General features: G+C 59.0%; 20 protein-coding genes and 1 other RNA gene. 16 read left to right on the top strand and 5 right to left on the bottom strand.

Annotated elements, in window-relative coordinates:
* Positions 1–32 precede the first annotated feature (32 nt).
* From RWS31_RS05180 to RWS31_RS05160, 5 genes are all read left to right on the top strand, one after another.
* Positions 33–1,334 (top strand): metallophosphoesterase family protein, encoded by a 1,302-nt coding sequence (locus RWS31_RS05180; RefSeq protein WP_314596525.1) that lies wholly within the window; start codon positions 33–35, stop codon positions 1,332–1,334.
* Positions 1,335–1,583: 249 nt separating this feature from the next.
* Positions 1,584–3,413, top strand: coding sequence for a phosphoethanolamine transferase (locus RWS31_RS05175; protein WP_314596524.1), 1,830 nt, complete (start codon positions 1,584–1,586; stop codon positions 3,411–3,413).
* The gene (locus RWS31_RS05170; protein WP_314596523.1) at positions 3,410–4,168 is read left to right on the top strand and encodes a sulfite exporter TauE/SafE family protein; all 759 of its coding nucleotides are present in this window, start codon (positions 3,410–3,412) and stop codon (positions 4,166–4,168) included. The genes RWS31_RS05175 and RWS31_RS05170 overlap by 4 nt, the downstream gene beginning before the upstream one ends.
* Before the next feature lie 113 nt (positions 4,169–4,281).
* Positions 4,282–4,698, top strand: a complete 417-nt coding sequence (locus RWS31_RS05165; RefSeq protein WP_314596522.1) for a hypothetical protein — start codon at positions 4,282–4,284, stop codon at positions 4,696–4,698.
* 267 nt (positions 4,699–4,965) lie between these two features.
* On the top strand, positions 4,966–5,391 hold the full coding sequence (locus tag RWS31_RS05160; RefSeq protein WP_009645384.1) for a Fur family transcriptional regulator: 426 nt from the start codon (positions 4,966–4,968) through the stop codon (positions 5,389–5,391).
* Positions 5,392–5,508: 117 nt separating this feature from the next.
* On the opposite strand, the gene RWS31_RS05155 is transcribed toward RWS31_RS05160, so the two are convergent.
* Together RWS31_RS05155 and RWS31_RS05150 are read right to left on the bottom strand one after the other, a co-directional pair.
* The gene (locus RWS31_RS05155; protein WP_314596521.1) at positions 5,509–6,510 is read right to left on the bottom strand and encodes an isocitrate/isopropylmalate family dehydrogenase; all 1,002 of its coding nucleotides are present in this window, start codon (positions 6,508–6,510) and stop codon (positions 5,509–5,511) included.
* On the bottom strand, positions 6,511–7,851 hold the full coding sequence (locus tag RWS31_RS05150; RefSeq protein WP_314596520.1) for a citrate synthase: 1,341 nt from the start codon (positions 7,849–7,851) through the stop codon (positions 6,511–6,513).
* Positions 7,852–8,146: 295 nt separating this feature from the next.
* Here RWS31_RS05150 and RWS31_RS05145 point away from each other — a divergent pair, with 295 nt between their 5' ends.
* On the top strand, positions 8,147–10,075 hold the full coding sequence (locus tag RWS31_RS05145; RefSeq protein WP_314596519.1) for an aconitate hydratase: 1,929 nt from the start codon (positions 8,147–8,149) through the stop codon (positions 10,073–10,075).
* 53 nt (positions 10,076–10,128) lie between these two features.
* On the opposite strand, the gene RWS31_RS05140 is transcribed toward RWS31_RS05145, so the two are convergent.
* The gene (locus RWS31_RS05140; protein ID WP_314596518.1) at positions 10,129–11,058 is read right to left on the bottom strand and encodes an Rpn family recombination-promoting nuclease/putative transposase; all 930 of its coding nucleotides are present in this window, start codon (positions 11,056–11,058) and stop codon (positions 10,129–10,131) included.
* 218 nt (positions 11,059–11,276) lie between these two features.
* Between RWS31_RS05140 and RWS31_RS05135 the strand changes: the two genes are divergently transcribed.
* Positions 11,277–11,630 (top strand): PTS glucitol/sorbitol transporter subunit IIA, encoded by a 354-nt coding sequence (locus RWS31_RS05135; RefSeq protein ID WP_009645371.1) that lies wholly within the window; start codon positions 11,277–11,279, stop codon positions 11,628–11,630.
* Between the two features lie 72 nt (positions 11,631–11,702).
* A non-coding RNA gene (gene ssrS, locus RWS31_RS05130) (6S RNA) lies at positions 11,703–11,881 on the top strand.
* 222 nt (positions 11,882–12,103) lie between these two features.
* Here ssrS and RWS31_RS05125 read toward each other — a convergent pair.
* Complete coding sequence (locus RWS31_RS05125) at positions 12,104–13,264, bottom strand: DNA polymerase IV (protein WP_314596517.1); 1,161 nt, start codon at positions 13,262–13,264, stop codon at positions 12,104–12,106.
* 71 nt (positions 13,265–13,335) lie between these two features.
* Positions 13,336–16,611, bottom strand: a complete 3,276-nt coding sequence (locus RWS31_RS05120; protein ID WP_314596516.1) for a DEAD/DEAH box helicase — start codon at positions 16,609–16,611, stop codon at positions 13,336–13,338.
* Between the two features lie 410 nt (positions 16,612–17,021).
* Between RWS31_RS05120 and RWS31_RS05115 the strand changes: the two genes are divergently transcribed.
* From RWS31_RS05115 to nuoH, 8 genes are all read left to right on the top strand, one after another.
* The gene (locus RWS31_RS05115; protein WP_314596515.1) at positions 17,022–18,101 is read left to right on the top strand and encodes a glycosyltransferase family 9 protein; all 1,080 of its coding nucleotides are present in this window, start codon (positions 17,022–17,024) and stop codon (positions 18,099–18,101) included.
* 96 nt (positions 18,102–18,197) lie between these two features.
* Positions 18,198–18,482 (top strand): hypothetical protein, encoded by a 285-nt coding sequence (locus RWS31_RS05110; RefSeq protein ID WP_294175942.1) that lies wholly within the window; start codon positions 18,198–18,200, stop codon positions 18,480–18,482.
* The gene (locus RWS31_RS05105) at positions 18,463–18,735 is read left to right on the top strand and encodes a DUF4160 domain-containing protein (protein WP_314596514.1); all 273 of its coding nucleotides are present in this window, start codon (positions 18,463–18,465) and stop codon (positions 18,733–18,735) included. The genes RWS31_RS05110 and RWS31_RS05105 overlap by 20 nt, the downstream gene beginning before the upstream one ends.
* Positions 18,736–19,102: 367 nt before the next feature.
* Positions 19,103–19,456, top strand: a complete 354-nt coding sequence (locus RWS31_RS05100) for an NADH-quinone oxidoreductase subunit A (RefSeq protein WP_009645273.1) — start codon at positions 19,103–19,105, stop codon at positions 19,454–19,456.
* Positions 19,447–19,956, top strand: coding sequence for an NADH-quinone oxidoreductase subunit B (locus RWS31_RS05095; protein ID WP_265070707.1), 510 nt, complete (start codon positions 19,447–19,449; stop codon positions 19,954–19,956). Before RWS31_RS05100 ends, RWS31_RS05095 begins: the two co-directional genes overlap by 10 nt.
* Positions 19,953–20,450, top strand: coding sequence for an NADH-quinone oxidoreductase subunit C (locus tag RWS31_RS05090; protein WP_314596513.1), 498 nt, complete (start codon positions 19,953–19,955; stop codon positions 20,448–20,450). The genes RWS31_RS05095 and RWS31_RS05090 overlap by 4 nt, the downstream gene beginning before the upstream one ends.
* Entirely contained in the window at positions 20,423–21,520 is a 1,098-nt protein-coding gene (locus tag RWS31_RS05085) for an NADH-quinone oxidoreductase subunit D (protein WP_314596512.1), read from the top strand. Before RWS31_RS05090 ends, RWS31_RS05085 begins: the two co-directional genes overlap by 28 nt.
* 11 nt (positions 21,521–21,531) lie before the next feature.
* Positions 21,532–22,569 (top strand): NADH-quinone oxidoreductase subunit NuoH, encoded by a 1,038-nt coding sequence (gene nuoH, locus RWS31_RS05080; RefSeq protein WP_009645390.1) that lies wholly within the window; start codon positions 21,532–21,534, stop codon positions 22,567–22,569.
* The last annotated feature ends 16 nt before the right edge of the window (positions 22,570–22,585 follow it).

Below are 22,585 nucleotides of genomic sequence, written 5' to 3'. Positions count from 1 at the left end.
AATAAAAACGGAGATATTATAAGGGGCAGGGCATGAAGAATCAATATAAGATAAATCGCCGCACATTCCTCAAGTTTGTGGGCGGGGCGGCGGTCATCGTGGGTGGTGGCTTTTTGGCGCAGAGATTCGATGTCCTCGGACGAGCGGCAAAGCGGCTCGTCAGGATTGCGAATCCTCGAAAGATCGAGGCGGAGTTCGTCCGTCAGATCATCACGCGCGATCCTTCCGTTTCGCGCACGATCATGTGGCAGTCGGAGGCGGCGGAGAGCGCGGCGGCTGTTGAGTGGCGCGAGGCGGGGGCGCAGGAGGTGCAACGCGCGGCGGCGACGAACGAGAATTTTACGGACGACGGGCGCGCGGCGGTGCTGCATGCGGCGGAGCTTGAGGGGATGATGCCGGGACGGCGTTACGAGTATCGGCTAGTGAACGGCGAGGAGGCGAGCGAGTGGCGGCCTTTGACGACGCCGGCGGAGCGCGGTGGCTTCAAGGCGCTGATCTTCCCCGACTCGCAGTCGAGCGATTATTCAGTCTGGCGAGACGTCGCGCAAGGAGCATGGAAACGCAACCCCGATGCAGGCTTCTTCGTCAACATGGGCGATCTCGTCGATAACGGCGAAGATCATACACAGTGGGATGCATGGCTCTCGGCAGTCGCGCCCATGATCGAGCAGATTCCTTTTGCGCCCGTCATGGGCAATCATGAGACGTACGACAGGAATTGGCAAGTACGTTTGCCAAAAGCATATTTGCGGGAGTTCGCCGTGCCGGACAACGGCAGCGAGGCGTTCTCACGCTATTACTATTCGTTTGACTATGGGATGTGCCATTTCGCTGTGCTCAATACGCAGATGGACGAGACGGCGGATTTCAAGCAGGGGCTTTTGGAGGAGCAGCTCGCGTGGCTGCCCGAGGATATGGAAAAGAGCCGCAAGCGGTGGAAGATCGCGCTCCTGCACAAGGATGTGCTGCAGTACCGCATTCATCAGCGCCCCGAACGCACGGAGGGATTTTCCGACATAGGCGAAGCGTTCATGCCCGTTTTCGATACGCTCGGCATCGATCTCGTGCTGACGGCGCATTTGCACACCTACCGCAATCGCGGTCATATCGAGGCGTTTCGACGCTCGGCGAAAGGCCCCGTCTACATCCTGACGGGCGTCGCGGGCGATGTGCGCTACCCGAATCTCTGGATCGACCATGCACTTGATGAGGTAGTCGCGCCGCAGCCCGAGACGGACAACTATCTCGTCTTGGAAGCGAAAGATGCAGCGCTCACCGTCGAGTGCTTCCTGCCCGACGGCACGAGGATCGACCGCGTGGAAATGGCGAAATAATTGACGAGAGCATGTTGCCTGAAAAAGCGGCTAGGAAAGCGGTTTATTTGCCGAATAAATCGGCATGTGTTCCTGTGGCGGTTGCTGAAAGGCGGACATCTCTTTTCATGCGAAGGAAAAATCCTCTTGACGAAAGCGGGGGCTTTCCCTATACTTAGAAGAACATGGGGGAGTCCGTTTCGACTTTTGACAATGCGGTGCGGCGACTCTTTTCCCAAATTATAACATAGGCAAAGGATGCGGTTTTCCATGCGGTTTTCCATAGAGGAGAAGAACGAGGGCATGCGGTATGTCGTAGCGGCTTTCGTTTTTTATTTTGCGCTCGTTTCTTTCTACATCAATATCGGCGAGGACATGACGCCGGCCAATTATCTGCCGTGGCTTCTGCCTGTGATCGGCGCGCTCGTGCTCTTTCAGTACGGCGCACGAAAGCGGCTGTTTTCGCTGAACCACGCGCCGCATCTCTTCGCAGGCGTCTTGTGGTGCGTGACCTTCCCTCTCCTTTACTCGTGGTCGTACGCTACGCCGTGGTACGTCTCGCTCATACGGCTCGACTTTCTGTGCGGCACGGGAATCTTCCTCTTGCTCGCATCCTGGCAGTCGCTGGCATTTTCCTACGGAAAGCTCTCGCGCCCCGTCGCCGCGCTCTTTGCCGCGCTTGACTTCGTGTGCCTCGCGATTCCCTTCGTGCAGATCGTCTACTTCTCGATTTACCAGCACTGCTTGACGCCCGCATCGCTCATGGCGCTCTATCTGACGAATCCCGATGAGAGCGTCGATTTCCTTGAGGCGATGCTTGGCATCCCCGCACTGATTGGTATCGTCATCGCTTTTCTCGCATTCCTGTGGCTCTGCTATCGAGGCAACATGCGCCAAGCGCGTCATCTGGCGGCGCATCCGCTGACGGCGGGCAAACGGGCGGCGCTCTTCCTGCTCGGCTGCGTCCTCGGCGTCTACATCCCGTTCTTCGTCTTGCCGGAGACGTCGATCGCGCTGAGTTGGAAGGAGGTTTCCGACTACGTCGCCGAGACGCAGGAGTACAGCGCCTACTATGACGAGCGCTTCGCCGGACTCAAGCTCGATACGCCCGAGGACACGCTTGCCGCCAAGGCGCCGGGCACGGTGATCGTCGTCATTGGCGAATCGGCGTCGCGCACGTTCATGAAGGCGTACACGCCGACGTTCCCCTACGATGATACGCCGTGGCTCGCCGCACGCATGGAAGATCCCGATTTCGTCGTCTTCCGCCACGCCTATTCGTGCTGGTCGCAGACGGTGCCTGTCTTGCAGCGCGCGCTGACGGAGCAGAGCCAGTACAACGACAAGGAATTCTACAACTCGACATCGCTCATCGATGTGGCGAAGAAGGCGGGCTACAATACGTACTGGTTCAGCAACCAGGGGCGCTACGGGCAGTACGACAGCGCCATCACGCTCGTTGCGAAGACGGCGGATCGCGCGGAGTGGGTCGACGATTCGTATCTCTTCACGGAGAAATACGACGAGAATCTTCTGCAGTATCTGACCGAGATCGACGGTTCGAAGAACAACTTCATCGTGCTGCACATCATGGGCAGCCACATCTACTACAACAACCGCTATCCCGCCTCGTTCGAGCGCTGGGTCAATGCGGCGGGCGGCGCAGGAACGAATGCCGAGTCGTATGCGAACAGCATCCTCTACACGGACGACAATTTGCGGCGCATCTTCGAGTACGCGCGGGACAATCTGAACCTGCAGGCGATGGTATACTTCTCCGATCACGGTGAGGACTTGGTGATTTCGCACAATCCCGACGTATTCAACTTCCACATGGTGCGCATCCCGATGTTCGTATACATGTCGCCTGCCTGCCAGGCGGCGGAGCCAGCGGTTGCGGCAGCCTTGAGGAGTCACGAGAGCCAGTACTTCACGAACGACATGATCTACGACACGGTCGCCGGCATCTTGCATGCGCAGTCGAACCATTACGATGCGACACAGGACTTCTCTTCGAGCGCCTATCGCTTCACGCGCGACAATCTGACGACGATGCTCGGTCAGCATGCGCTGACGGAGGATGTGGAGGAAGAAAAATGATTTTCTTCTCGATGCTGATCTTGGGGGCGCTCATTGGCTTCGTTGGCGCGGGCGGCGCGGGCGTCGTCATCACGCTCCTGACCGTTGGATTCGGCGTGCCGATCCATACGGCGCTCGGCGTCGCGCTCGCGTCTATGTTCTTCACGATGCTCTCGGGTGCCATCAGCCACTTCCGCGAGGGCGAGGTCGTTGTCAAGACGGGCGCGGTACTCGGTGCGGGCGGCGTCCTCGGCGCACTCTTGGGCGCGGAGGCGTCGAACGTGATGCCGTCCGAGGAGCTTGGCTTTCTGACGGCGCTGATGCTGCTCCTGTCGGCATTTACGCTCTACATGAAGGTCTATCGTGCCGAGTTCCTCGACCGCATCTTCCATGTGCGCGGTGAGCTTCTTGCAGGCAGGAAGCTCGTCGTCTACGGACTGACGCTCGGCTTTGTCAACGGCTTTCTGTCGGGCGCATTCGGCATCGGGGCGGCGGCCTTCATCCAGCTCACGCTGCTCTGCGTCTTCGGCGTGCCGCTCCTGCAGTCGATCGGCACGTGCATGATGGTCATTCTGCCGATTTCGGCGGCGGGCGGACTCGGCTATATGATGAACGGGCGGCTCGATCTCGACATCTTCGTGCAGACGCTCTTCGGGCTGATGATTGGGGCTTTCGTCGGAGCAAAATGCACGCACCTCGCGCCGCGCCCCTTATTAAAAGCTGCTATCGTTGGAATGCCGACGATCGGCGGTTTCGTCATGCTGTTCTTCCGTTGAAATACCGCTGTTTTTCCATCGCGCAGGGAAAATAGCGGCTTTTTATTATTTCATCCCCAAACATTCTGGACTAGGGAGAAAAGTCGTGGTATAATAACATCGGAGGGAAAGCAATGAAAGATAGCACAAATTTGCGCGAATGGACGCGTCACGATATAGAAAATTTGGATGAAAATGTCCGTCGTGTGAGCGAGCGCCTGGCGAGCGGCGAGGCGAAGCTGGCAGAGATCGACGAGAGGCTCGCGGAGTTCGATACGCGTTTTGCGGCGCTCGACCGCCGCTTTGCTGAGCTCAATGCACGCTTCGAGGCATTCAATGCGCGTTACGAGGCGGCGAGCGGGCAGATTTCGGAACTCGAAAAGGAGACGCAGGAAGCGTGCCGCGTGACGCAGGAGGTGCGCCGCAGCACGGCCTACATCAACGCGCGTCTGGAAGCCTTGGAAATGGCGGCGATGGCGGTAGACCTCGCGCCACGTCGTGAGGTGCTCAAGGTACTGCAGGTGACGGGCGGCAAGGAAACGATGAATTGATTTCCTTGTGAGTGTTCATACGACAGGAAGAGAGAAGGAGACTGTGCATAAGTCGGCTTGTGTACAGTCTTCTTATTTGCAAGAAGCATGAAATTATTGACAAAAGCACTTTCTTGCGCTAAAATGAACTTAGTGAGATTGCTTTTTAACGACGATTCATTGTTAGAAAAAAGAATCTAAGAAAGCAGTCTTTGAGGAACGAGGCTTTTCCGCGGGCGGCTCTTGCGTTCGCACTCGGATGTGCCTGTGTGCAAGGAGGAGAACATCATGGTGATGCAGGAAGTGACGACGCTGCTGCGCGAGAAGGGATTCAAGGTGACGCCGCAGAGGCTTGCTGTTTACGACGTGCTCTGTCATACGAAGGCGCACCCGACGGCGGACATGATTTACGGCGAATTGCAGCCGACGTATCCGACGATGAGCTTGGCGACGGTCTACAAGACGCTCGACATTCTGAGCAAGGTCGGTCTGGTGCAGGTCTTGAACGTCGGCGAGGAGAGCTTCCGCTACGATGCGAACACGACGAGCCATCCGCATATCTGCTGCGTGAGCTGCGGTCGTGTGGATGACGTCTACAAGGCGGATACGGGCGATCTCGTCGAGCAGGTGGAGAACGAGACGGGCTATGCCGTTTCGGGCAAACAGCTGTATTTCTACGGCATGTGTCCTGCCTGCCGCAAGGCAGCGCATTGAGCATAGGGCAGACAGAAAGAAAACCGCAGTCACCCTTCCGGGTTGGCTGCGGTTTTTCTGTATGAGGGGTCGTTTCATGCGCCGGCTTTGACGCATGGGACGGCTTCTCTTTTTTCTTCAGAGCTTCTCAACAATCGCCTTCGTGTATTCGTGCGTCGTCGCCGTGCCGCCGAGGTCGGGGGTCAGGCTCTTCGCTTCCTTGAGCGTCTTGTCGACGGCGCGGCGGATGCGGGCGGCTGTCTCGTTGTCGCCGAGGTGTTCGAGCATCATGCAGGCGGACCACAGGAACGCCGTGGGGTTCGCGATGCCTTTGCCCGCGATGTCGGGCGCACTGCCGTGCACGGCTTCGAACATCGCCAAACGATCGCCGATGTTGCTCGACGGCAGGAGCCCGAGGCCGCCGATGAGTCCGCTCGTGAGATCGGACACGATGTCGCCGTAGAGGTTCGGCATGACCATGATGTCGAAGTTTTCGGGGTGCATGACGAGCATCATGCAGACGGCGTCGACCATCTTGTCGTCGGCTTCGATGGCGGGAAATTCCTTGGCGACTTCGTAGAAGACGGAGCGGAACAGTCCGTCCGAGAGTTTCATGATGTTTGCCTTGTGGACGCACGTGACTTTCTTTCGTCCATGTGCTTCGGCGTAGCGGAAGGCGGCGCGGCAGATTCGCTCGCTCTTCTCGCGCGTGATGATCTTCGTCGCGTGTATGGTGTTTTCGTCGATTTCTTCCTCGACGCCGACATAGAGGTCTTCCGTGTTCTCGCGGAAGGTGATGAGATCGACCTTGGGGAAGGGCGTACGGACGGCTTCGTTCGACTTCGCGGGGCGGATGTTCGCATAGAGGTCGTACTTCGTGCGAAGCGTGACGTTGAGCGAACGGAAGCCCTTGCCGACGGGCGTCGTGATGGGGGATTTCAAAAGGACGTGCGTCTTTTCAAAGGAGGCGAGTCCGGCTTCCGGAATCAGTGCGCCGTTTCGCTCGTACTCGGCTTCGCCGACGTTAAAGATTTCGTATGCGAGGTTTGCGCCCGCCTTTTCGAGGATTTCGAGGACGGCATCCGTGATTTCAGGGCCGATGCCGTCGCCTTTGAATACGGTGATCGTGTTCTTCGTCATTCAGCGTTCCTCCCTCGGCACATAGTCTTCCATCGTGCCGACGTACTTGGCGGCGGGGCGCACGATGCGGTTGTCGTAGAGCTTGTGCTCGACGTTGTGCGCGATCCAGCCCGCCGTGCGCGAAAGCACGAAGAGCGGCGTGAAGAGGTCGCGCGGAATGCCGAGGATCTCGTAGGCGAGGCCGCTGTAGAAGTCGATGTTGCTCGACATGCTCACGCCTTTCTTCTCGCTCAGATAGCGTTTGGCGACGCGCTCGAAGCGCACGAAGAAGTCGAATTTCCTTTCGACGCCCTTTTTCGCCGCGAGCCTGCCGATATGGTCGCGGATGACTTCGGCACGCGGGTCGGACAGCGTGTAGACGGCATGGCCGATGCCGTAGACGAGCCCCGAGGGATTGTCCAGTTCCTTGTTCAGCAATCGCTCGATGACGCGCTCGATGGCGGCATCGTCGGCATCGAGTCCGACGGCCTCGATGACCTTGTCCATCATGTTGGCGACGCGCACGTTGGCGCCGCCGTGGCGCGGCCCTTTCAACGAGCCGATGGAGCTGGCGATCGCTGAGTAGAGGTCGGTGTCGGTCGAGGAGACGACGACGTTCGTAAAGGTCGAGTTCGTGCCGCCGCCGTGGTCGGCGTGCAAAAGGAGCAGGATGTCCAAGAGACGCGCTTCGTCCGGCGTGAACTTGCCGTCGAGGCGCAGCATGGAGAGGATGTTTTCGGCGGTCGAGAAGCCCTGCTGCGGGTAGTGCAGCACGAGGCTTTCGCGGCCGAAGTAGTGCGTCTTGGCGTTGTAGGTGTAGCACGCGATGGACGGCAGCTTCGCCATGAGGTTCACGCCCTTGATGAGCGTCTGGTAGACGTCGGTCGCGTCCGGGTCGGGGTCGTAGTTGTAGAGCGCGAGGATCGACTGCTGGAGCTGGTTCATGAGGTTCTTGCCCGGATGGTGCAGCAGGTGCGTTTCGAGGAAGCCTTCGGGCAGTTCATAGCCTTCCTTGAGGCTCTGACAGTAGCGCCGAAGGTCGTCTTCCGACGGCAGGTAGCCGAAGAGCAGCAGGAAGCACGCTTCTTCATAGAGATAGGAAGAGCGGTCAGCGGAATTGACGAGATCCATGACGTTGATGCCGCGATAGAAGAGCTCGCCGTCGGCGTCGATCTTGTGGCCGTCGTCGTCGACCTTGTAGCCGACGACGTCAGCGACGCGCGTCAGGCCGATCAAGACGCCCGTCTTGTCCTCGTTTCTGAGGCCGCGTTTGACGTTGTATTTCTTGAAGAGATCTTTGGCGATTGTCGTGTAGTTCTGCGACTTGCCGTAAAATTGCGCGAGATGGATTGCCTTGTCCATGGCAATGTCCCCTTTCAGCTGAACAGCTTGTATTGACCATGCTCACGGAAATGGTCTTTCCGAAAAGCACAAATGCATTATAGCACGCAGTTCAAATATATAAAATGGGTTATTGCTCCTATAATAAAATTTGCATAGAAGTGTTGACGCTTGCGCCGCTTTGTGATAACTTAACGAAAGGAAAGGGCGGGTACATTCGTCGTTTCCGATGAAAGGAAAAGCAAAGGCGGCTTTGCCGAGGTCTGCGCAATGGCTGCGCATCCTGCGGCGGGGCGGCGGCAAAGGGAGTGTCTTTATGACGGCAAAAGCGTTGACATTGACGGAAAAGATCCTGCACGAGCATCTCGTGACGGGCGAGATGAAAAAGGGAGCGCCGATCGGCATACGCATCGACCAGACGCTGACGCAGGATGCGACGGGCACGATGGCGTACCTGCAGCTTGAGGCGATGGGCGTCGATCAGGTGAAGACGGAGCTTTCCGTCAGCTATGTCGACCACAACACCTTGCAGAGCGGCTTCGAGAACGCTGACGATCACAAGTATCTGCAGACGGTCGCGAAGAAGCACGGCGTATTCTTCTCGCGTCCCGGCAACGGCATCTGTCATCAGGTGCACCTTGAGCGCTTCGGAAGGCCGGGCGCGACGCTCCTCGGCAGCGATTCGCACACGCCGACGGGCGGCGGCATCGGCATGCTCGCGATCGGCGCGGGCGGCCTCGATGTCGCGTGCGCGATGGCGGGCGAGCCGTTCATGCTGAACATGCCGCGCGTCATCGAGGTGCGTCTGACGGGCGCTCTTTCAAAGGGCGTGAGCGCCAAGGACATCATCTTGAAGGTGCTTTCCATGCTCACGGTCAAGGGCGGCGTCGGCAAGGTCATCGAGTATACGGGCGACGGCGTCAAGACGCTTTCTGTGCCCGAGCGCGCGACGATCACGAACATGGGCGCGGAGCTTGGCGCGACGACGTCAGTCTTTCCGAGTGACGAGGTGACGCGCGAATTTTTGCGCCGCGAAGGGCGCGAAGATGTGTTCCGCGCACTCGCTGCCGATGCGGGTGCGGTCTACGATGAGCGCTATGACATCGACCTTGCGGCGCTCGAACCGTTGATTGCGCTGCCGCACATGCCCGACGTCGTCAAGACGGTGCGCGAGGTCGCGGGGCAGCCGATCGACCAGGTCGCCATCGGCAGCTGTACGAATTCGTCGTACCGCGACATCATGACGGTGGCGTCCATCTTGGACGGCAAGCGCGTCGCGCCGAACGTCTCGCTCGTCTTGTCGCCCGGCTCGCGCCAGGTGCTCTCCATGGTTGCGGAAGCGGGCGGCCTCGCCAAGATCCTCGCGGCGGGTGCGCGCCTCTTGGAGTGCACGTGCGGCCCTTGCATCGGCATGGGGCAGTCGCCCGTGACGAATGCGTGGTCGCTGCGCACGTTCAATCGCAATTTCAAGGGCAGGAGCGGCACTCTTTCGGCGAACGTCTGTCTTGTCTCGCCTGAGACGGCGGCGGCAAGCGCCATCCGCGGCGTCATCACCGATCCGCGCGAGGCCGACTTTGGGCTGCCCGCTGAGCCGCACGCGTTCCTCGTCGATGACTCGATGATCTATGCGCCCGAGCGCGAGCATCCCGAGAGCGTCGAGGTCGTGCAGGGGCCGAACATCCGCCCGCTGCCCGAGAACACGCCGCTCGCCGCTGCGATCGAGAAGGAAGTCGTCATCAAGGTCGGCGACAACATCACGACCGACCACATCATGCCGGCGGGTGCGAAGGTTCTGCCGTACCGTTCGAACATCGAGAAGATCTCCGAGTTCGTCTTTCGCGACGTGCAGGCGGGATTCAAGGCGCATTGCCAGAAGGCGGGCGGCGGCGTCATCGTCGCGGGCGAGAACTACGGGCAGGGTTCGAGCCGTGAGCACGCGGCGCTCGCGCCGATGTATTTGGGCATCAAGGCGGTTCTGGCCAAGAGTTTTGCGCGCATCCACGCGGCGAACCTCGTGAATTTCGGCATCGTGCCACTGCTCTTCGACGAGGCAGCGGACTACGAGTCGATCGCCGAGGGCGACGTGCTCTTCCTCGACTTCTCCGCGCTCGCGCCGGATGCGCCCGTCCGCGTGGAGAATCGCACGAAGAAGACGAGCTTCAGCACGCACCACGCGCTCTCAGCGCTCGACATCGAGATGCTGAAGGCGGGCGGCAAGCTCAACTATATCAAGAACAAGCAGTAACGCAGAAAAACGTCCAAGAGGCATGAACCTCTTGGACGTTTTTGCGTTTAGCATTATTCAATGCGGTATTTTTCAAAAAGGCGTTTTCTTACCGCTTCGTTGTTGGACGCTTCGCGCGCTTCTTCGATTTTCCCTGCTTCAAGGAGCAGGGACATGAGACGCGTGACACGGCTTTCGCCCCGTGCTTCGCCCCGCGCTTCACCCCGCGCTTCGCCTCGTGCCTCACCTTCCTCGGCGGCAGCCTGCAGACTGGAACGATAGTCCATGATTGCCATTTGCCGATTGACGTAACGAAGATACTCGTCCGGATTGCACAGGAAAAGCTTCTCGGCTTCCATCGCTTCTTTGATTGCAGGTTCGCTCATGGCCAATTCCTCCCTTTCCAGATCTGTGAGTTTGTTTGCAAAGTACGCAAGCCAACGCTCCATTTTTGATAATTCGCCGATCTTTTTTGGCGGTGCCTTCATATACTTTGGAATTTCTATAAAATGCAGTTCCATGTCCTTGTTCAGCCGGTCGCCTGTTTTGGGATTGTAGATACTGTACATCGCTACGGGTTCCGACTGCGGCAACAGCTCAAATGCAAGGAGGTTGATCGTAATAGCAGGGCGCAGGACGCGATAATCTTCACCGCGCGAAAGAGAAAGAAGGTACAGGCGTGCCCAGTAGAACAACGTGCGGCGCTGCATATCGTTATAATTAATGACCTGTACTTCTACATCGACCAGTTCGCCCGTATCAAGCTCGCAGGCAATGTCCAGACGCGACAGTTTTCCGCCATCGGCGTCAGGCGGCATCTCCGTTTGCCGAAAGGTAATATCACGGATCGCATGCCCTAGCGATTCTTGCAGCACGGCATTCAGAAAATCAATGGTGATCTGCTTGCGTTCCTCTTTGCCGAAGATAAATTTGAAAGCAACATCGTTCATCGGATCGAAGCGCTGTTGCTCGAATGCTTGGAAAATCTGTGCTTTCTTTGACATTTTTCCTCCTTTCGTTCAGGTGGAGAGCCAGTTGACCTTTTTTATATTATAGCATATCTTTTCGGGGCAAGGCAGGGAATTATTTAGCACAGAATATGGTTTGCTTTATCCGGCGCAGCCGAAGAACGAATGACGAGCAGCAGTCCTAGTCAGTCCCGGCATTTTGTGATATACTGGAAATACGATAGAGAGTCGTGTTGCTGGGAGGAGACTGAGACATGAAATACGACGTCACGATCACGAATATCGGCAGCCTTGCGCCGAATTTCTTGGAGAACAGTTCGAGCATCATCCTGCTTGACGAGGGTGTGCGCCCGAACCTCACGGAGATGGTCGTCGAGCATACGGCGGGGGAACTGACGGACGATGTCAAGGTCGGCGACACGCTGACGATGGGGGCGAAGAGGAAGTACAAGGTCGTCTCCGTCGGCGAGGCGGTCAACGAGAACCTTCGAAAGGACGGTCACTGCACGATCGTCATCAACGCCGAAGGCTCGATGCCCGGACAACTCATCGTCAAGGGCAGCCTGCCGCCGCGCCTCAACTTGGGTGACAAGATCACGATCGAGTGAGAAATGAAAGGAAATTCCTTTGTCAAGGCTTGCGCCGAGAAAAAGGTTATGCTATGATATGTTCAAAGCAGAAGTTGCCTGAGGTGCACGTGAGCTTTTCATTATGTCTAACCTACAGTTTTCTAAGGGAATCCGGCTAGGCTTGCGGATGCTGGATCGCCTTCGAGCGAATAGCAGAAACAAGACTCAAGATGCCCACCTGCGAGTCGCAGGTTTTAGACATATAAAGCAAACGACATTTTGGACATCTGCTTTGAAAAGGGGTCGCTAGAAGATTTATGGCTGGTGGTCTCTTTTCGCCTTGTGTGGAGTCTGTAAAGCAGCCTTTCCAGTCGGATGCTTTACAGGCTCTATGCTTTTTCATGCGGGTTAGCGTGAAGCCTCAAGAGGTCGAGCCGAAGGCGTAGGATGATTTGCGAGGTTTTGCTAAGGACGATGCACAATGGCCGCGAAGCGGATGTTGGTGCGGGCATCTATTCTTTCTTCGGATTTTTGTCGATGAGCGGCGCTTTGGTGATGATGCTTTCACCGAAGCGCTTTTTCAGTGCGTCGATTGCGCCGTAGAGGCGCTCTTTTTTTTCGTCGCGAAAGAGCGACGGCAGGGCGCTCGGCTCGAAGTTCTCGCCCGTGACGCCGAGGAGGCGGATGCCGCTCTTGATGCCGAGCTCGCGGAAGAGGTCGCGTGCCGTCTGGAAGATCGGCCCGTCGTGCGCACTCGCTTCAAAGAGCGTGCGGCTGCGCGTGAAGGTCGTGAAGTCGGCGCGGCGCACCTTGATCTGGATCGTGCGTGCAGTGACGCCTGCGAGGCGCAGCCGCCAGCCGACCTTCTCGGCGAGCGCCAAAAGCTCGCGCTCGGCTTCTTCAGCGCTTTCGAGGTCGCGCTCGAAGGTCACTTCCTTGCCGATGGATTTCGCCTCGCGCTCAGGCTCGACGCGCCGCTCGTCGCGTCCGAAGGAAAGTTCCTTCAAGGCGTGCGCCGCGCGTGTGCCGAGGCTGCGTGCGAGCTTCTTCTCGTCGGCTTGCTGCATCGCGCCGATGGTTTTGATGCCCAAAGCGGCGAGCTTTTCCTCCGTGCGTTTGCCGACGCCCCAGAGGCGGCGCACGGGAAGCGGTGCGATGCGCCGGACGGCATCTTCTGCGCGAATCTCGACGAGTCCGTCGGGCTTTTCGAGGTCGCTCGCGAGCTTGGCGAGAAACTTGTTCGGCGCGATGCCGACGGAGGCGACGAGCGCGGTTTTTTCGCGGATTTCCGCCTTGAGCTTTTGGGCGAGGACGCGCGGGCTGGGCGCGAGAAGCCCCATGCCCGTGACGTCGAGAAAGGCTTCGTCGATGGAAAGCGGCTCGACGAGCGGCGAGTAACGCGAGAAAATAGCGAAGATTTCGGCGGAGACGGCGCGATAGAGCGCGTAGTTTCCCTGTACGAAGATGCCGTCGGGGCAGCGACGGCGCGCCGTCTCCATGGGCATGGCCGAGTGCACGCCGCTTCGGCGCGCCTCGTAGGAGGCGGTCGCGACGACGCCGCGCGAAGAAAGCCCGCCGACGATGACGGGCTTTCCTCTGTATTCGGGGTGCTCGCGCTGCTCGATAGCGGCGAAGAAGGCGTCCATATCGACGTGAAGAATCGTGCGCTGCATTTTATTCGCCTCCCTGTGCGTTGTGCGGGAAAAGGGAAATCGGAGAGGCTTTTCGGCTTCCCCGATTCATTTTACTCGAACAGCGCCGTGATTTCTTCCTCCGACAGCTTTGAGAGGAAGTTCTCGCCAGGCTGGATCATCTGGTCGATCAGCGCTTTTTTCTTTTCCTGCAGTTCGTAGATCTTTTCTTCAATCGTGTCCTTCGTGATGAATTTCAGCACCTGCACGTTGTTCTTCTGGCCGATGCGGTAGGCACGGTCGGTCGCCTGATCTTCGACGGCGGGATTCCACCACGGGTCGTAGTGGATGACCATGTCAGCGCCCGTGAGGTTCAGCCCCGTGCCGCCCGCTTTGAGCGAGATGAGGAAGAGCGGCTCCGCGCCCGCGTTGAAGTCGCGCACGCGGCGCATGCGCTCAAGGGCGGGCGTCGAGCCGTCGAGGTAGGCATAGCTGAGATTCATGGCGTCGAGGCGCGCGGCGATGTGGCTGAGCATCGTCGTGAACTGCGAGAAGATGAGGATGCGGTGTCCGGCAGCGACGGCATCGGCGACGACTTCTTCGAGCATGTCGAGCTTGCCTGAGCCGCCCGTGTAATCTTCGAGGAAGAGCGCAGGATCGCAGGCGATCTGGCGAAGGCGCGTAAGGATCGCCAGGATCTTGATGCGCGATTCGCCGAAGCCGTGCGCCTTGAGCTCGGCGGCGAATTCCTTCTTCGCCTGCACGAACCATGCGTGGTAGACCTTCCGCTGCTCGTCGGTCATCTCGTTCGTCATCTTGCGCTCGACCTTGTCGGGCAGTTCTTCGAGCACGTCCTTCTTGAGGCGGCGCAGGATGAAAGGCGAGATGTAGCGCAGGAGGTCGGCGCTCGCGTGCGGATCTTTGGCGCGTACGATGGGCGTTTCGAACTGCGATTGGAAGTGCTTGCGGCTCTTGAGGTAGCCAGGCATGAGGAAGTCGAAGATCGACCAGAGTTCGGTCAGGCTGTTCTCGATCGGCGTGCCCGTGAGAGCGAAGGCGGCATCCGCCCGGAGCTTTTTTACCGCCTTTGCCGCCTGCGTCGCGGGGTTTTTGATCTGCTGCGCCTCGTCGAGGAAGATATGGCTGAAATGCTCCTTTTCGTAGAGGTCGATGTCGCGGCGCAGCATGTGGTACGTCGTGATGATGACGTCGGCGTCCTTGAGAGCGGGCGAAAGAGCCGCCTCGCGTTCCGCTTTTGTGCCGGCGACGATGGAAGCTTTGAGCTCGGGCGCGAACTTTTCAATCTCTTCGAGCCAGTTGTACATCAAAGACGTCGGCGCGACGACGAGGGCGGGCGGCTTTCCCTCCTCGCGGTGCGCGAGCAAAAAGGCGATGACCTGCAGGGTCTTGCCGAGTCCCATGTCGTCGGCGAGGATGCCGCCGAGCCGATAGGCGGCGAGCGTCGAGAGCCACGAGAAGCCCGTCTGCTGGTAGTCGCGCAGCACGCCCTTGAGCGTTTCGGGCGGCTCGATGTCGGCGTCGACGGGGTTCTTGATGTCGCGCACGATGCTCTTGAAACGCTTGCTTCGCGCGAGGCGGATGCTCTTGTCCTCCTTGGCGAGCGCGTCGAGGTAGAGCGCCTGGCGAAGCGGCAGGCGGATGTTCTGCGCGTCGGTCGCCTTCTTGATGCCGGTGCTCTCGATGAAGTCGGCGAGACCTGCGAGCTGCTGGTCGCCGAGCGTCACGAAGGTGCCGTCCTTGAGCCTGTGGTAGACTCTCTTCTCGCGGTACGAGCGCAGCACGCCGATGAGCTCGGCAAAGTCGAGCTGCGCCGCGTCAAAGGTCACGTCGAGGAGGTTTTCGTCGTTGACCGAGACGCCGATCGTCACGGGAGGCATGCGGCGCACGGGCTTTTCGTGGAAGGCGTCGGCGTAGTAGACGTCGGTGATCTTGGAAAGCTCGGGCAGGGCTTCGTCGAGGAAGAGGAAGCTCTGCGCCTCGTCACTCTGCACGAAGCGGCCGTCTTCGGGCAGGAAGTCATAGGTGTCGAAGAAGGCGAAGATCGCCGCCTCGCCCGCCGCGTCGCGGATGAGGCGGCGGCCGCTCGGCGCTTCCTGCGGCGCTTTGCCCGCGAGCGGGTTGAACTTCATTTCATCGTAGTGAAATTCGAGACGCGCGGCGATGCCGTCCCCGTAGTAGTCGAGGTAGACGGCGGCGGAAAGCGGCATGATTTCGTAGCGTTCGGCGAAGGCGGGCGCGATCTGCACCTCGGCGACCTTCTCGATTTCGGGCAGGATCGTGCTGAAGAAGGCGGGTATGTCCTGCGCGGCGATGGGGAGCGAGCGCGAGGAGCCGAAGGCTTCGAGCAGCGGGTGCAGGGCGGCGGAGAAGGAGGGCGGCACATGGTAGATCGTATCTTCGACGAGCAGGAAGTGCGCGTCGTCGTCCAGATAGCAGACTTCGTCCGTCAGCATCATGAGGCGGCCGCTGCCCGACCTCTCGGCAAGCCCCAATTCGAGGGCGGGCGTTCCCTCGACGATCTCGACGGTGCGCTCTTCGTGCATGCCTGTCTTTGCTTGAAAGGGAGCATCGGCTTCCTGCATGAGCGAGAGGAAGCGCACGAGTGCGCTCGGCGTGAGCTTGACCGCCTTGCCTTCGAAGAGGGTTCCGCTCAGGCGAGCACCGTATGCGCCGCCGTAGTAGAGGCTGCTCACTTCATCCTTCCAGAGGTCGAGCAGGAAGCGCCAGAGCATCGTCGAGACGCCGGGTGCGAAGGTCGCTGTCTGCGGGTCGATAGTCAGCTTTTTGCCAAATTCGATGGGCGTGCCGGCGAGGAAGGAGCGCATGAATTCCTGCATGCTGCGCATGACGTAGAGCCGCTCGCGCCCGATGCGGAACTCCAGCCAGCAGTTGGAGCGGCCGTAGTGGCGCTCGAAGAAGAAGTGTGGCTCAAGGAAGATGGGCGCCTCGCGAAGAGCGGCAGGCAGAAGCTTCTTCGGTGCGTTCAAGTGCGCGTGTTTCTTGGCGCGTGCGAAGCAGTCAAAGATGCGTCCCGTGGGTTTTCGGTACGGCCCGGGTGTGGCGGCGCTCTCGCCTTCTTCTTCGAGCTGGCCTGCCTGTATGACTTTCAAGAGTGCAACGACATGCTTGCAGGCGCCGTCGTAGAGGGCGGCAGCGGGGCATGTGCAGTCGTAGGCCTCGATTTTCTCGCCCGTCTTGTCGAGGCGCACGCGCACCTCGTAGTCCTCCGAGCCTTCGACGGTCGCGACGTAGATGGAGGTGCCGGGGCGGCGCAGGAGCTTCGCCACGCGCCCGTCCTTGAAGTAGCGACAGCCCTTGCGGTATGACATATCGTTGGACAACTCATGTATGGCAGAGTCTTTGAGCAAGACGATCTCTCCTTTGCGCACGGCGCACGTCTATGGTAAGCTACGCGCCAAACGTCCACTTTGTGGACATTGTGCGCCGCCCTTACAGAAGCCTAACCAATCGGTCTGCGCCTTCGGCTTGACCTCTTGGGGCTTCATGGTAACCTACACGCACAAACGTCCACTTTGTGGACAAAAGTGCGCCGCCCTTACAGAAGCCTGGCCAATCGGTCTGCGCCCTTTGGGCTTGACCTCTTGGGGTTTCATGGTAATATAGAAAACGAGAATGGTTTATTAAAGAATGTAAGGAAGCCGCCGTACATCCGCTGCAGCGGCTTATCATATCTTTTCATTATAGCAGACGCAATCGCCGCCGTAAACTTTGTCGCAGACTTCTTTGAACGTATGTTCAGCGAGGCAGGAGGAACATTATGGATCTATCCCGCGCACGCATCCTCATCATCCGCTTGAGCGCCATCGGCGACGTGCTTCATGCGACGCCCGTCGCGCGGGCGCTTCGCCGTGCGCTGCCTGCGGCGCATATCGCGTGGCTCGCGAGCCCGCCCGCCGACGAACTTCTCGCCGCATGCCCCGAGATCGACGAATTGCTCGTCTGGGATAGAAGGCCCTTCGACCGCGCCGTGGCGCACGGGCGCTTTCTGGAGGCTTTTCGCCTGCTCCGTGAGGCTCGCGCGCTTCTCGCGCCGCGCCGCTTTGATGTCGCGCTCGACGTGCAGGATCTCCTCTTGACGGGCATTCTCGCGCGTCTTTCGGGTGCGCCGCGCCGCATCGGCGTGCGCGAGCGTCACGAGGGCGCGGGCTTCTTCATGACAGAGAAGGCGCCGAAGCTGGCGGAGCCGCACAAGGTGCGCCGCTACCTCGCTTCCCTTGCGCCGCTCGGCATCGCGCATGAGGACACGCGCATCGCGCTGCAGCTTCCCGCTGCGCTCACGGGCTTCGCCGCGCCCTTTTTCGCCGCACGCTCCATCGCGCCCGATCGCCCGATCGTGCTCGTGAGCCTCTGCACGACGTGGCAGAGCAAGGAGTGGCCGCCCGAGCGCTTCTGCGCCGCGCTCGCTGCTCTTCCGGAAGATGTGCAGATCGTCTTTTTGGGAAGCGGCACCGATCGCCCCATCATTGGTGAAGCGATGAAGACGCTCGAAGCATCATGGCGCGGCAAAGCCGTCTCCGTCGCAGGCGAGACGAGCCTCCTTGAAACGGCGGCGCTGATGCAGGAAGCGACGCTCCTCCTGTGCCCCGACACCGGTCCCCTGCACATTGCCGCCGCCGTCGGCCTGCCGACGCTGAGCCTCTGGGGGCCGACGCGTCCGACGATCTATGGCCCTCTGCACGGACGCAACTTCTTCATCGAGTCGCCGTACCCATGCGCTCCGTGCTGCAAGACGCGTTGTCCCTCGGGCACGAACGCCTGCATGAAGGCGATCGAGGTGCAGGATGTAGCGAGAAGGCTCGGCGAGGTGTTGGAGATGATGCGGCGGGATAAGGTGTGAAGGCGCAAGGCGTTGATTGCCGTTCCCTTGCATGCGAGGTGGATTTTTTATATAATTTTGGAAGAGATTTGGCGTGATGCGGAAAGGAGAATCCTCATGTTGTACAGCCGACTCTATAAAAATGAAGTGCCATGGTCGTTTTATATAACGAAACAATATGATGATCGTGACGGGGGGGACAATCTTGCGATTCGTGTTGAGCGGGGGGACGATGACAACGCTTTTTCCGAGTGGCGGCTTCCCGATGTCGCCTGTGAGAAATCCTTTGGCTTTTCGGAAGATGATTTGCTCGTCATAGAGAAATTTCTTCAGGACAATGAATCCATTATATGGGATGACTGGCGCAAGGAGATGAGGGAACATGCCAAAAGCCCTGCTTGAATATATGGGGTACTGCATCTATTTTTGGATTGGAGACGGAGAAGAGCCAGTTCATGTCCACGTCAGTAAAAAAAGACAGCGGCAAGACGCCACGAAGTTTTGGGTCACGTCTGATTCCGTTGAACTTGCAAGGGATACGGGAAGCGTGGACGCGTGTGATATGAGAGATATGTTGCGTTATCTGAGGAAAAATCGCGAAACGATTCTTTCTGCATGGTTGCGGGTATTCAAGCGAGCGGAAGTCAAACGATAAGCAATGGGAATAGATCCGCATGCCGTGTGAGGCATCTTGCGCATGGCGGTGCGAATATGCTGTCTATACGTAGCAAATGTAAGTCGTGTCATCATCGATACACGAAAAGCCCCCGAGTTGGAGTCGGGGGCTTTTCTTTTCTCATAAGACAGGGGCTAGCGCCCAGGCTCGTTGCTGTCGTTCCTCTCATCGAGCCGTTTTCTTATGTAATTGGCTATGCCAGCCAGGAGGGAGAGGATAAAGAGACGGCGAAGGAAGAATCGCCGTAATGCTTCTCTTGACAATATTCCTCATAAATCCTATACTAATAGTTATCACGAGCCATTATGACATAACCAATATTTATCAATAAAAAGGGGGAGTTTCTATGGGAGAATTTGGCGGACTCGGACTCTTTTTCGTCGTGGTGCTTATTTTTCCCTTCCTAGTTCTCGCGCCCGCGCGCATCTTGCAGCCGCGCCAGCCGACGCCGGAGAAGCAGAAGCCGTATGAGTGCGGCGTCGATACGGTTGGGTCGAGCGATGTGCAGTACCACGTCGGCTACTTCCGCTACGCGCTCGCGTTCCTCCTCTTCGACGTCGAGGCGGTGTTTCTCTATCCGTGGGCGGTGTCGTTCAATCGGCTCGGACTTTTCGCATTTTTGGAAATGTTTGTCTTCCTTGGAATCTTGGCACTTGGCCTTTGGTATGCATGGAGGAAGGGGGATCTCGCATGGAAGTAGTGGACGTCGTTCCTGCCGCGCTCCGGGAGAATGTGATCGTGACCTCGGTCGATGCGATTTTCAAGTGGGCGCGCTCGCGCTCGATCTGGCCGCTGGCCTCGGGGCTTGCGTGCTGCGGCATCGAGATGATGGCGACGGCGGCGGCGCGCTTCGACCTCGCGCGCTTCGGCTACGAGGTCTTCCGCGCCTGTCCGCGCCAGGCCGATCTCCTGATCGTCGCGGGCACGCTGTCGTGGAAGATGGCACCGGCTCTCATCCGTCTCTACGAGGAGATGCCCGAGCCGAAGTACGTCATCGCGATGGGCAACTGCAACCTTAACGGCGGGCCTTTCACGGACACCTACTCGACGGTCAAGTGCCTCGACGAGGTGCTTCCTGTAGACATCTATCTGCCGGGCTGCCCGCCGCGTCCCGAGGCTCTGATCGACGCGATGATGAAGCTGCGCGACAAGATTCAGCATCCTGATCTTGCGAAGCGGGCGGGAGGTGAAGCGCGATGAGGACGCGGTATTTTTCCAAGGAGCGGCTGGCAAAGCTCGTCGAGATCTTCCCCAAAGCGACGTTCGACGCAGAAGCGCAAGAGCCCGCGCTCATCGTCATGGCGACAGATTTTCCCGCCGTATTGCGCGCCCTCAAGGAGAAGGAGGGCTTCGACCGCCTCGGCAATCTCACGGCGGTCGACTGGAAAGATCATATCGAGATGGTCTATCATCTCTACAATATGGAAGAGAATGTAAAACTTGAGGTCAAGGCTGCGCTCGACGCTGCCGCGCCCGTCATCGAGTCGGCGACATCGCTGTACCCGGGGGCGGAGTTCGAGGAGCGCGAGGTCTACGACCTCATGGGCGTGGAGTTCTTGGGTCATCCCGATCTTCGAAGGATTCTCATGCCAGACAACTATCCCGCGCATCCTCTGCGCAAGGATTTCGTCGCGCCTGTGCCGAAATTGGAGGGAGGAAAGCTCGTATGGCTGGAAAAAGCACCTACATCCTGAACATGGGGCCGCAGCATCCGAGCACGCACGGCGTGCTGCAAGTCGAACTCGAGCTTTCGGGCGAGCGCATCGAGCGCGCGAAGCCGATTGTCGGCTACATCCATCGCGGCATCGAAAAGCTCATGGAGTCGCGCACGTATGCGCAGAGCCTGCCCTATACGGACAAGCTCGACTACGTTTCGGCGATGAACAACAACCTCGCATGGTGTACGGCGGTGGAGAAGCTCGCGGGCATCCGCGTGCCGCTTCGCGCCGAGTATCTGCGCGTCATCGCGGCGGAATTGAACCGCATCGCGAGTCATCTCGTCTTCATCGGCACGCTTCTCAATGATCTCGGCGCGGCGACGGCCTTCATCTACGCCTTCCGCGACCGCGAGAAGGTGCTCGACCTCTTCGATCTCCTCTGCGGTGCACGCATGTCGACGAGCTACATCCGCTTGGGCGGCGTCTCCTATGATGCGACGGACGAATTCATCAAGAAGACGTTGGAATTTCTCGACTATGTGCCCGTAATGCTCGAAGAATACGACAATCTCATCACGGGCAACGAGATCTTCTATGCGCGCATGAAGGGCGTCTCGCCGATGACGGCGGAGGAGGCGAAGTCCTTGTCGCTGTCGGGTGCGAACCTGCGTGCGACGGGCGTCGCCTACGACATCCGACGCGTCGAACCGTACTGTGTCTATGACCATCTCGACTTCGAGGTGCCCGTCGGCACGATCGGCGACGATTGGGATCGCTATGAGGTGCGTCTCAAGGAGATGGGCGAGAGCGCGAAGATCATCCGCCAAGCCTTGAAGGATATGCCTGCAGGGGATTTCAAGAAGAAAGTGTCGCCGCAGCTTCGCCCGCCGAAAGGATCGGTTTACCACCGCGTCGAGAACACGCGCGGCGAGCTGGGCTTCTACATCGTGAGCGACGGCACGGCGAAGCCCTACCGCGTACACATCCGCCGGCCGTCCTTCGTGAACCTGCAGGCGCTCGATTCCCTGTGCCGCGGCACGCTGATCGCCGACTCCGTTGTCGTCTATTCGACGCTCGACCCGCTGATGGGCGAGGTCGACTGCTAGGGGGTGCAATGATGGAAACGGGCATCGTCTATTCCTATATCAACGAACTGCGGCTCTTCCTGACGGGGGCGCTCGGCGACGCTTTCCTCGCTGAGGTCGTCATGACGCTTCTCGGCATCGCCGTCCTTCTTGCAATCGTCATGACAGCGGCTCTCGTATTCACCTTCGGCGAGCGCAAGGTCTGCGCCTTCATCCAGGTGCGCTTTGGGCCGAACCGCGTGGGGCCGGGAGGACTTTTGCAGCCCGTGGCGGACGCCATGAAGCTCCTCAGCAAGGAGGACATCATGCCGGACGGCGCTGACCGCATCGTCTGGAGTCTGTCGCCGATCCTCGTCTTCGTGCCGGCGGCCTTGATTTACGCCTTTTATCCGTTCGATGCGGGTGTCGTCTTCGCCGATGTGAACATCGGGCTGTTCCTCCTGCTCGCCATCTCGGCGCAGGCGGTTCTGCCGTTCTTCATGGGCGGCTTCGCGTCGAACAGCAAGTATGGACTCATCGGCTCGATGCGTGCCGTCGCGCAGCTTCTGACGTATGAACTGCCGCTCGGCTTCGCTCTCATGGGCGTCGTCATGCTCACGGGCTCCTTGGATATGAGCCGCATCGTCGAGGCGCAGGCGGACTGCTGGTACATCTTCAAACAGCCGCTCGCGTTCCTCATCGTCTTCATCTGCATGATCGCCGAGAGCAATCGTCCGCCGTTCAACATCCTTGAGGGTGAGTCGGAGATCATCGCCGGCCCCTTCACAGAGTACAGCGGCATGCGTTGGGCTCTCTTCTTTCTCGCGGAGTTCGCGAACCTCCTTTCCATCGCGATTCTCGTGACGACGCTCTTCTTGGGCGGCTGGCAGGGGCCGGCTTTTCTGCCGGGCATCTTCTGGTTCTTCCTCAAGGCGGTTCTCATGGTCGTCATCTTCCAATGGGTCGGCTGGACGTTCCCGCGCTTTCGCATCGACCATCAGATCGCTTTCGGCTGGAAGCTCCTCCTGCCTGCGGCGATGCTCAACGTCCTCTTGACGGGCGTCGGCATGATGCTTTGGCAGATGTTTTAGGAAGCGTTTCGGCGAA

Origin of the sequence: uncultured Selenomonas sp., assembly GCF_963528755.1 — a bacterium.
GTDB lineage: Bacteria > Bacillota > Negativicutes > Selenomonadales > Selenomonadaceae > Selenomonas.
Note: the sequence above shows the minus strand (reverse complement) of the source record. Positions and strands in the feature narration are given on the sequence as shown.